At 59.2% G+C, this 9,042-nt stretch carries 8 protein-coding genes; 6 read left to right on the plus strand and 2 right to left on the minus strand.

Annotation, left to right across the window (positions count from 1 at the left end; genetic code table 11):
• Positions 1 to 9: 9 nt before the first annotated feature.
• Genes ACT4OC_RS31940 through ACT4OC_RS31960 form a run of 5 tightly spaced genes read left to right on the plus strand, consistent with a single transcriptional unit; the run spans position 10 to position 3,803 of the window.
• Complete coding sequence (locus tag ACT4OC_RS31940; RefSeq protein WP_444843054.1) at positions 10 to 876, plus strand: branched-chain amino acid ABC transporter permease; 867 nt, start codon at positions 10 to 12, stop codon at positions 874 to 876.
• 38 nt (positions 877 to 914) lie between these two features.
• The gene (locus tag ACT4OC_RS31945; RefSeq protein WP_444843061.1) at positions 915 to 1,880 is read left to right on the plus strand and encodes a branched-chain amino acid ABC transporter permease; all 966 of its coding nucleotides are present in this window, start codon (positions 915 to 917) and stop codon (positions 1,878 to 1,880) included.
• Positions 1,877 to 2,632, plus strand: coding sequence for an ABC transporter ATP-binding protein (locus tag ACT4OC_RS31950; protein ID WP_444843062.1), 756 nt, complete (start codon positions 1,877 to 1,879; stop codon positions 2,630 to 2,632). Before ACT4OC_RS31945 ends, ACT4OC_RS31950 begins: the two co-directional genes overlap by 4 nt.
• Positions 2,625 to 3,329 carry an ABC transporter ATP-binding protein gene (locus ACT4OC_RS31955; RefSeq protein ID WP_444843063.1) on the plus strand — a complete coding sequence of 235 codons (705 nt, stop codon included), beginning with the start codon at positions 2,625 to 2,627 and terminating at the stop codon, positions 3,327 to 3,329. Before ACT4OC_RS31950 ends, ACT4OC_RS31955 begins: the two co-directional genes overlap by 8 nt.
• Before the next feature lie 27 nt (positions 3,330 to 3,356).
• Positions 3,357 to 3,803 (plus strand): CoxG family protein, encoded by a 447-nt coding sequence (locus ACT4OC_RS31960; RefSeq protein ID WP_444843055.1) that lies wholly within the window; start codon positions 3,357 to 3,359, stop codon positions 3,801 to 3,803.
• 50 nt (positions 3,804 to 3,853) lie between these two features.
• On the opposite strand, the gene ACT4OC_RS31965 is transcribed toward ACT4OC_RS31960, so the two are convergent.
• Complete coding sequence (locus tag ACT4OC_RS31965; RefSeq protein WP_444843056.1) at positions 3,854 to 4,741, minus strand: LysR family transcriptional regulator; 888 nt, start codon at positions 4,739 to 4,741, stop codon at positions 3,854 to 3,856.
• A 99-nt stretch (positions 4,742 to 4,840) separates the two neighbouring features.
• Between ACT4OC_RS31965 and ACT4OC_RS31970 the strand changes: the two genes are divergently transcribed.
• The gene (locus ACT4OC_RS31970; RefSeq protein WP_444843057.1) at positions 4,841 to 6,334 is read left to right on the plus strand and encodes a CoA-acylating methylmalonate-semialdehyde dehydrogenase; all 1,494 of its coding nucleotides are present in this window, start codon (positions 4,841 to 4,843) and stop codon (positions 6,332 to 6,334) included.
• A gap of 1,067 nt (positions 6,335 to 7,401) precedes the next feature.
• Here ACT4OC_RS31970 and ACT4OC_RS31975 read toward each other — a convergent pair.
• Positions 7,402 to 9,042, minus strand: a 1,641-nt coding sequence (locus tag ACT4OC_RS31975; protein WP_444843058.1) for a phospholipase effector Tle1 domain-containing protein, incomplete at its 5' end; no start/stop codon positions are given.

Below are 9,042 nucleotides of genomic sequence, written 5' to 3' on the forward strand. Positions count from 1 at the left end.
TACTACCCAATGGATACCGAACTCATCCTGATGCAGCTCTTCTCCGGAGTTGCCCTCGGCGCGATCCTCGTGCTCACTGCGCTCGGCCTGTCTATCATCTTCGGCATGTTGGGCGTTGTGAACTTCGCGCACGGCGCGCTGTTCATGGTCGGCGCCTACGCCGGACTGTGGATTGCGTCGCTGACCGGTAGTTTCTGGTGGGGGCTGGTAGTCGCCCCGCTCATGATCGGCCTGTTCGGGATGTTGATCGAGTATCTCCTGGTGCGCCCGCTGTATGGCCGCTCGATCGACGACCCGCTTCTGCTCACCTTCGGGCTCAGCTACGTGCTCGTGGAGGGCGTGCGGATCGTGTTCGGCAGTGACGGCATCCCATTCCCGACGCCGGCGTCGCTCACCGGCGTGCTCGATCTTGGCGTCGGCTTCTTCCCGATCTATCGAATCTTCGTCGTCGGCGTCGTCTTTATCGTGGTGCTGCTGCTGTGGCTGGGCCTCGAGAAGACCAGGTTCGGGCTGATCGTGCGTGCCGGCGCCCGCGATCCGACAATGATGCGGGTGCTGGGCGTCGATATCAGCAAGGTGTGGTTGCTGGTGTTCGGTCTCGGCGTCGGGTTGGCCTCGCTGGGCGGGGTCCTGTCGGGGCCGATGCGCAGCGTCAATCCGGAAATGGGGTCGCTGGTGCTCGCGGAAGCCTTCGTCGTGACCGTTATCGGTGGGCTTGGCTCGCTGCTGGGGTCGATCATCGCCGGTCTGGTGGTCGGAATCGTGATCAGCATGACCGCGCTGTTCGCGCCGGAAATGGCCACCATCGTAATGTTCGCATTGATGGCGTTGGTCCTTTTGATCCGGCCACAAGGCCTGTTCGGCAAACTCGCGTGAGGGAACCAACCATGACATCCCCGGCGCTCGCCGCACCTATGCCGTCCAGCATGCGAAAGCCCGCCCGCTTGAAATCGCTGATAACGACCTATCGCGTTCCATTGTCGATCATCGCGCTTTGCCTTTTGCCATGGCTGCTGCCGTCGAAGGCGCTGGCCGTCAACGTCCTGGTCTATGGCGTCGTCGCAGTCGGTTATAACCTTCTGTTTGGCTATACGGGCCTGCTGTCGTTCGGGCATGCGGCGTTCGTCGGCGCCGGTGCCTACATCACCGGTATCGCCATCGGTCAGTTCGGCGTGCCCTGGTACGCGGCGGTCATGCTCGGCGCGATCGGTGGCGGGCTGCTGGCGTTCGCGATTGGTGCCCTGTCGACGCGAACGCGCGGGATCTACTTTTCGATGGTCACGCTCGCTTTGGCGCAGCTCGTCTATTACGTCGCGCTGCAGGCTTCGTCCTGGACCGGAGGTGAAAACGGGCTGCGCGGCTTTACCGTGAACAAGATCAATCTGCTCGGCTACGACGTGAACTTCCTGGATCCGGTGAATAAGTATTACGTGCTGATGGCGTTTGCCGCGTTGGCGCTCTGGATCGTCTCACGCATTCTCAACTCGCCGTTCGGTGCGGCAATCGAGGCAATCCGCGAGAACGAGCGACGCGCCAGGACCTGCGGCTACAATGTCGAACGGACCAAGTTGCTGTCCTTCACCTTGTCGGGGACGATATGCGCGCTCGGCGGCACGATGTCGGCGCTCCATCTGGCCTTCGTGCCGCTGGACTCACTGCATTACCATGCTTCCGGCATGATCGTGATGATGACGCTGCTGGGCGGCGCCAGCAGCTTCTTCGGGCCATTTGTCGGCGCCCTGGTCTTCCTGGTGATGGAGGACGTGTTCTCATTGTGGACGTCGCACTGGCAGATCATCGTCGGGTCGATCTTCGTACTGTTCGTCCTGTTTCTGCCCAAGGGGATCTGGGGCACTTTTCTGGCAAGGGTCATGCGATGAACGCGCCGCTTCTCGCCGTCGAGGACATCGCAGTGAGGTTCGGCGGCTTCGTCGCGCTGCAGGGCGTTACGACTGCATTTCAGCCGGGACGGGTGACGTCGATCATCGGCCCGAATGGTGCCGGCAAGAGTACGTTATTCAATGTGTTGTCCGGCGTGTTGACGCCGTCGAGCGGAACGATCCGTTTCAAGGGCCAGGACTTGAAGGGAACGCGACAGCACGAATTCGTGCACCGGGGTATCGCGCGTTCGTATCAGATCACCAACATCTTTCCCGACCTCTCCGTGCACGAAAACGTGCGGGTTGCGGCCCAGGCAAGCCATTCCCGCTACAACATCTGGACCAATCGGAAACGTTTCTCTGAGCTGAATGTCCGAGCCGACGCGGCGCTCGAATCCGTTGGTCTGGTCGCCAAGCGCGACGAGATCGCCAAGTTTCTGGCACATGGTCAGCAACGCGCGCTCGAAATCGCAATCGCGCTGATCTCCGACCCCGAGGTGCTGTTGCTGGACGAGCCAACGGCGGGCATGGGTCCGGAAGAAACCAAGGAGATGGTCGCGCTGCTGGAAAGGCTCGCTGCGGCGCGAACAATCCTCCTGGTCGAGCACAAGATGAAGATGATCCTTGGCCTCAGCGATCGAATCCTGGTGCTGCACCATGGCCGCCTGATCGCCGACGGCTCGCCGCGTGACATCCAGACGGATCCGGAAGTCCGTCGCGTATATCTGGGACAGAACGATGGCTATGCTTGAAATCAAGGACCTGCACGCCTGGTATGGCGCGAGCCATACGCTTCACGGCGTCTCAATCTCGGTGGAACAAGGCGAAGTCGTGGCTCTGGTCGGTCGCAACGGCGCCGGCAAGACCACCACGATCCGCGCCATCATGGGGTTGATGCCGAAGACCACGGGCAGCATCGGCTTTGCCGGTGCGGATCTGGTGTCGTTGCGCGCGCACGATCGCTTCCGATTGGGCCTTGCCTATGTCCCGGAAGAACGCCGGATTATTCCCGGGCTGACGGTGCGCGAGAATCTTCAACTGGGCCTTGTGGCCGCACGCGACGTTATCGACGAGCGCGAGGCGATCGAGGAGATTGCGGAAAGCTTCCCGCGCCTCAAGGAACGCCTCGACCAGGAGGGTGTGACAATGTCCGGAGGCGAGCAGCAGATGCTCGCGATCGCCCGCGCCACGATCGCCAAGCCGAAGATGATCCTGCTCGACGAGCCGTCGGAAGGCATCATGCCGGTGCTGGTCGAAGAGTCGGGCGTACTGTTCCGCCGGTTGCGCGATCAGGGTGTCACGCTGCTGCTGGTCGAGCAGAATGTGGAATGGGCGCTTCGCCTTGCCGATCGCGCGATCATCATGGATCAGGGCGAGGTCGTCTATGAGAGCAGCTCCGCAGCGCTGCTCGCCGACAAAGCTATCCAGGAACGCTATTGCGCGGTTTGATGCGCATTCTTGTAAACAGGTGATCCCATGCAGATGAACGACAGCCGGAGCGTGCCCGCCTCACGCGATAAGGTCTGGTCAGCGCTCAATGATCCGGATGTTCTCAAGCAGTGCATTCCGGGCTGTCAGAGCCTCGAGATGACGTCGCCGACCGACATGACGGCGACGGTTGTCATCAAGGTCGGACCCGTGAAGGCCACGTTCGGCGGCAAGGTCACGCTGAGCGATCTCGACCCGCCGAACAGTTACCGGATCACCGGCGAAGGTTCGGGCGGTGTTGCGGGTTTCGCCAAGGGGGGAGCTGCGATCAGGCTCGAAGCCGTCGGCGACAACGAAACGATCCTGCATTACGAGGTCGATTCGCAGATCGGCGGTAAATTGGCGCAACTTGGCGGGCGGTTGATCGATTCGACGGCAAAGAAGCTGGCCGGAGAATTCTTCACGAAATTTGGGGCTGTCGTCTCCGCTTCGTGAAACGTAGCATGCGTTGGCGCCAATGCCAGCCTGCACAAAAAGCAGGCTGATTACTTCACGATGAATTGCTGGCGCGCTTCACGTACCTTGCTGACGATATAGCGGCGGACTTCCCGAACCCGCCTCGTGTCATGGGTGTCGGGATGAGAGACGAGCCAATAGCTTCTGGTAAAGCGGTTGGCAGGCAGGACGCGCGTCAGCTCGGGATAGTTCCGCGCGGCATAATCGTGAAGGATGCCGATGCCGTGTCCCGCGCGAACGGCCTCAAGCTGTCCAACGACGCTGCCGCATTCAAAGCGGCGCGTGATCAGTTCGCCGAAGGTCGAAGCGTAATCCAGCGCGCGGCTGTAGATGATGTCGTGGATGTAGGTGATCAGCAGATGGTCGGCGAGATCGCCGGGCTCGCGAATCGGCTTGCTCCGCGCCAGATAGTCGCCGGATGCATAGACACTCAACGTATAATCGATGAGCTTGGTCGAGATCAGCCGGCCTTCCTCCGGACGCTCCAGGGTGACGACAATATCGGCCTCGCGCTTGGCAAGTGAGAACGTGCGTGGCAGGGCCACGAGCTGGACCACGAGATCGGGGTTGGCCGCAGCGAAGGCACCAAGCTGGTCCGCCAGAAAGTAATTTCCGAGCCCCTCGGGTGCGCCGATCCTTACGGTGCCGGCCAGCTTGTCGGCAGCCGACGTGAGCTGCGCGCCCACGCGCAAGAGCTCGGATTCCGCTCGTTCCGCCGCGGCGAGAAGCGCGACTCCGGAGGGGGTCAGTGACGAGCCCGTCGTCCGTCGGTTCAGCAATTTCGTCTTCAGGTCTTTTTCAAGCGCCGTGAGTTGACGGGCAACCGTCGCGTGATTGAGAGTCAGCCGTTTGGCGGCCCCGAGAATCTGGCCGGTGCGCGCGACTTCGAGGAAAATCCGAACTTTGTCCCAATCCATTCGGCGACTCTATTTGCTGCACATCGAAGCCGCAATACTTGGCGTTGTCCGCCGCCCTGAACGCGCGCAAAGACCGTCGGGCCAAATAGTGAGAGTTCGATGGTTTCGCAGGTCAAACATTTCATCGACGGAAAACTGGTCGCCGGCCGCGGTGGACGGACAGCGCCTGTCTTCAACCCGGCGACGGGCGAGCAGACCGCCGAGGTTGGTCTCGCCTCGTCGGCGGAAGTGAATGCGGCGGTCGCGGCTGCGCGTGCCGCGGCTGAAATCTGGAGTGATACACCGTCGTTACGCCGGGCTCGAATTCTCAATCGATTTCTGCGGATCGTCGAAGATCGGATCGATGAATTGGCCGCGGTGATCACGTCCGAGCATGGCAAGACGCTTTCGGATGCCAGGGGCGAGATCCAGCGCGGACTGGAGGTCGTCGAATTCGCCGTTGGCGCACCGCAGCTCCTGAAGGGCGAAGTCAGTGAGAATGTCGGGACACGCGTTGACAGCTACGGCGTGCGCCAACCGCTCGGAGTCGTGGTCGGCATCACGCCATTCAATTTCCCGGTCATGGTCCCGATGTGGATGTTTCCGGTGGCGCTGGCTTGCGGCAATACCTTCGTTCTGAAGCCTTCGGAGCGTGATCCATCGGCATCGCTGCTGATCGCGCAATGGCTTGCCGAGGCCGGACTGCCGGCAGGGGTGTTCAACGTCGTCCTCGGCGACAAGGAAGCCGTCGATGCGTTGCTGTTGCACCCGGACGTGGAGGCGGTCAGCTTCGTCGGTTCAACACCGATCGCCCGCTACATCTATTCGACGGCGACCAGCACCGGGAAGCGCTGTCAGGCGCTTGGCGGCGCCAAGAACCATATGGTCGTCATGCCGGATGCCGACCTCGACCAGGCGGTCGATGCACTGATGGGAGCGGCCTACGGCTCGGCCGGCGAACGTTGCATGGCCATATCCGTGGCGGTTCCCATCGGGGAAAAGACGGCCGAAGCGTTGATTTCGAAGTTGGAACCGAAGATTCGCGCCCTGAAGGTCGGTTCGGGCTTCAATGCTGATTCCGAAATGGGGCCGTTGGTGACTCAGCAACATCTCGATAAGGTCCGTGGTTACGTTGATTCAGGCGTTGAGGAGGGAGCGAGACTGGTCGTCGATGGCCGCAACTTCCGCTCCAACGAAGGAGGCTATTTTATCGGCGGTACCTTGTTCGATCATGTCACGACGGGGATGAAGATCTACAGGGAAGAGATCTTCGGCCCTGTGCTCGCCGTGGTGCGGGCACCCGACTATGCCACCGCGGCCCGCATGATCAATGACAACGAGTACGGTAACGGCACGGCTATCTTCACCCAGAATGGCGACGTTGCCCGGGAGTTCGCTAATCGCATCCGCGTCGGCATGGTCGGCATCAATGTGCCGATTCCCGTGCCGGTGGCGTTCCATTCGTTCGGCGGCTGGAAGGCTTCGCTATTTGGCGATCATTCCATGCATGGTCCGGAGGGAATTCGCTTCTACACGCGGCTCAAGACCGTCACCAGCCGTTGGCCGACAAGCATCGCGCAAGGTCCCGAATTTGTCATGCCGACAATGAAATAGTGCGAGATGGGGCCCGTCGTACCACCGGAAATGGTCCAGTTTCATCCTATCCCTCACGAATGACTGAAGTGTTTCCCGAACTATGCCGACGATGCGTCACGCGTAATCTATCGTCGGTGCGTTTGATCAACGCAGACTTCAGTGCGGAGGTTGATTTCTATTTCGGTTGAACGTGAATCGTTCCCGGCGTTTCATCGCGTGGCTCACGTTGGGATGTGAATGGGGGTAGGGACGTTTCCAACGAAAATCTGCGGTGGGCGGACCTGAATGCGAGTGAAGGTCGTGTGCACTCGGGCGTTCGTGTGCACCATGTGTGCAGATGTGACGATTTCCAATAGGGGCGGATGATCCCAGAAAAACCGGCGTAAACGGGGTCGCTCGGGATTAATTTGCCAGTCGGTTCAATCCCTTATAGGATCGGCAAGAGGCATAAAAGATCAATGATATGAGTGACTTAGACCACCGCTTTTCCGTCGCCCCCATGATGGATTGGAACGAGAGTTTAAGTTTTTCAATCGGTTAGAAGGCGACGTGTGCACGCCTTGTGCACCGGGAGATCAAGAAAAATCTCACCACGGCAAATCTGATCAGGCGTTCTGAGGGGCAGGCCGTCTCCGATTCGCGAACTTGCATGACCAAAACTCGAAGGGTAGGGTGACGGGCGAGTGCTGACGAGCAGCACCAGTTCGCTGAGGTAGGAAGCGTCATCTTCACTGCGCGATTTACACAGCTCCGCTGATCCGACTGTAGTGTGGGTCGTCGGTAGCGCTCCCCTGCTACCCCTCCCACAATTTCCTACGCTAGACGACGATTGCAGCGATTTCGTCCGATGGATGGTAGCGGTTCGGGGCGGGAAGGAGGCCGCATAACCAGTGGTCATCGTGTAACGACCGGCGATCGCGTAGGGAAGCTCGCCTAGCGTCAGCCGTTGGCCGACTTATTCCGTAACAGCTGATTTTCGGAATAAAAGTTGCCACTTGCTTCTACCGGCAAAGGGGAGCTTGCGTCAGCTTTGTGAAAAGGCGAACTCACTTTCCTCTGAAGGTCCCGCCACCGCCTGATAATCGTTAGAATCGCGCGCGCATGATGGACAGTGTGGCCGTTCGACCCTTCAGCGAGCTAGGATACAGCAATGTTTCCGCGCCCGGCAGTGGCAATACCGGCTGATTGACATACAAGAAGAGGGGAGCCTTGTGGCTCACCCTGAAAGTTTCGGTGTAGCGAGAAGGATTGCCCGCGTCGAGATCGAGGTCAAGAAAGTTCTCGTCATAACCAAAACGACCGACGCGAACGACCAATCGGCCCGATGGGCGAGCCCACGACCGCTTCAGTGGAGAGGCCAAGCGCAATAAAAGAGATTTGACGATTGGAACGGCGGTCGCGCGCGGTTCGAGCGGGAGCCCATCAACTGCCTCGAGAGAAATGGAGTAGCGGCCCGGCTCTAAGACGATTCCTGAGTTCCAGCACAGCGCGTCGAAAGGAAAGGGCTCGCCTGCGGGGATTTTGAGAAGATCGCCTTGGGACGACCTCCATTCGGGAGTCTGCTCATTCGGACTGGATTTGCAGTAAGCTCCCGCGGAGTCAGCGAAATTGAAAATGAGATGGGAGAAGCTGAAAAGACTGAAAGCGAGAAAGAGGAATATCACAATGGCCGGAGCAAAAATCGAAGCGATCGATGTGCGCAGCCCACGCAGTAAGGCATTCGTCCTCAACCTATAAAGCATGTTGTGATTGGGCGAGGTGAGTTTGCCATCACTGCTCCGGTTCCAAATCTCGAGCATCGCATCCGAGATGCTGCTCTTCAGCTTTGCGTGGTAGGACAGCGAAAACAAAAGCGAACCAAGCAAGATCAGAAAGGTCACCGGCCTTCTGGCGTAGGCTTCTGACCAGAAGCTTGTGAAATAGGAGGTCGGTGCGCCCAGGACACGGATAATATCGGATAGCTGGGCAGACCAAGCCGCGTACGTCAGGCGTGACGCCGTAGAGGCAATGAAAGGAAATATGAAGAGTAGGCCTGTTGTTGCCACGACCGCGAGGTAGACTATTTTTTTCTCAGTACCAGATTCCAAACGAGACTCTGATGCTGAAAACGGTAGCTCGCTTGAACCGGTGTTTCCAGGTGATTTTGCTCGGGCACAAGAATTTTGTCTGATCTGTCGACCAGATCGTAGGTTGCTGGAAGCCCGATCGGTGCATATGCATGAACCTGTTGTCTTATTCTTTCCAGCACGGAAGTATGAATTTTCGCTTTTCCATTTTGCGCATTTCGACGCGCAGATCTCAGTGACGTTTCTGGGAGCGTAGCGATAGTAGGCGGCCAGCCCGCTCCGTGAGTTGTACAGTCTGCCGTGAATGTCGATACATGTCACGATTTGCCGAAGAGCATCCGGTTCAGCATGGGGGCCGAGTTTGAACTCTATTTTGTGTTTGACCTGATCTACCATCCACTTGAGCGGTGCATACGCCATGGAGTCATCAGGATAACCGCCTCCCACATTGGCGTGCACGCCGGCGAACCACACCTGTGTGATGCGTTCCTGGCCAATCGTTCGGACACCGCTTTCGCTAGCGCGCCGTGATTGTGTCCCCTGTGATGGTGTAGCTCGGTAGAGCAAAGCCGTCCGCACGCGCGCCCTCAAATAGCGCCGTAGCGGGCGGACGGCTTTGCGGTGGTCACCGGCGATTCGCCGGTAGGGTCGGGTTGCTGA

The organism is Bradyrhizobium sp. (genome assembly GCF_052389815.1).
Classification (GTDB): domain Bacteria; phylum Pseudomonadota; class Alphaproteobacteria; order Rhizobiales; family Xanthobacteraceae; genus Bradyrhizobium.